1 protein-coding gene is annotated in these 255 nt (G+C 37.6%); it reads right to left on the reverse strand.

Annotated features, from left to right (window positions below):
- Positions 1 to 255 (reverse strand): condensation domain-containing protein (locus tag ORL93_RS31130; protein WP_265960365.1); only part of this gene is annotated, 255 nt, incomplete at both ends.

Here is a 255-nt window from a genome sequence, read left to right on the forward strand (position 1 = left end):
TACGCCCCAGAAATTCTTTAAAACTCGGATTTCCAGATAGATCTGAACGCATTACTAGGGTATTTACAAAGAATCCAATCAATTCTTCTAATTCTCTGTGATTCCGATTCGCTACAGGGCTTCCTACCAGTATGTCTTCCTGTCCTGTATACCGATATAGAAGTACTTTAAATGAAGCTAACAGCGTCATATATAAAGTAACGCCTTCCTGTTGGCTCAATTTATACAAATCTTTCAGTAAATCTTTTCCTAGCC

The organism is Bacillus sp. DHT2 (assembly GCF_026241455.1).
Lineage (GTDB): Bacteria > Bacillota > Bacilli > Bacillales > Bacillaceae_G > Bacillus_A > Bacillus_A pseudomycoides.